We start from the raw sequence: 1,000 nt of genomic DNA, 5'->3' as shown, positions 1-1,000 counted from the left end.
TAAAAGGATTAAAAAGTTATATCTTATTAGGTTGGCCGAGAATTTAGTAAAAAGAAAGGGAAGCGCATCGAACAGCCTTCCCTTTCACTAAATTTGACCTAGCGCTGATGTTTAAACTCTGCCACCCACATGGCGGTCGCACCGCATATTGCAACAGGCATGACGATAAGGTTCAAAATTGGAATCGTTGTGAATACTGAAACCAACACACCAAAGCCATAGGCTTTACCTTGCTTTTGTTTCAATTTGTAACGCATGTCGTTGAACGGAATTTTGTGGTTATCGAACGGGTAATCACAATATTGAATCGCGAGCATCCAGGCGGTAAAGATAAACCATAAAACCGGGCCAACAGTTTGCCCTAGTGCCGGGATAAGTAAGAGCAAAAACAAGCCAATTGCTTTAGGCAGTATATAAAGCAGTTTTCTCCATTCGCGAGCAAGTACGCGAGGCACATCTTTTAGAACAGCCGTAAAGCCGTCGTCATTAATTTTTTTTCCGGTTAGCGTCTCTTCAACTTTTTCTGCTAACAGCCCGTTGAAGGGAGCGGCAATAAAGTTGGCTAACGTGCTAAAGAAATAAGAGAAGGTGGCCAGTATCGTTAGAGCAAGTAGGGGCCACAAGATATACGTGAGCCAAGAGAGAAACTCTGGTAACTGTCCAATCCAACCTTCAATCCACATGTTCAAGTGGGAGAATAGATAGAAGATAGCCCCACCCACGAGAATAATATTTGCTAAAAGTGGTAACACGACAAAACGTCTTATCTCTGGAGAGAGCGCCAATTGAATTCCGTATAGGAAGTAACCGAATCCGGTTCGTTGCTGATTGTTAATCTTCATATCCAATATTTTCGTGTGAGTGAGAACTCATTGTACCTGTCGATGATTTTCTTTCAATGCCCTAACAATTAGGGTCTTGCAAAGTGGAATCGTGGCAAGAATCACAACAAAAAACGGAACTTCTTGCATTAAGTTGTTCTAAATCTACATATAGTTTT

General features: G+C 41.6%; 1 protein-coding gene. It reads right to left on the bottom strand.

From position 1 onward, the window contains the following. Positions 1 to 98 precede the first annotated feature (98 nt). Complete coding sequence (cysZ, locus tag R8269_RS26655) at positions 99 to 842, bottom strand: sulfate transporter CysZ (protein ID WP_005489850.1); 744 nt, start codon at positions 840 to 842, stop codon at positions 99 to 101. Positions 843 to 1,000 lie beyond the last annotated feature (158 nt).

The sequence above is a fragment of the Vibrio sp. Vb0667 genome (assembly GCF_033391095.1).
Note: the sequence above shows the minus strand (reverse complement) of the source record. Positions and strands in the feature narration are given on the sequence as shown.

Coding starts and splice junctions, on each gene's coding strand:
- cysZ (WP_005489850.1), bottom strand. CDS start 842: ATGAAGATTAACAATCAGCAACGAACCGGATTCGGTTACTTCCTATAC.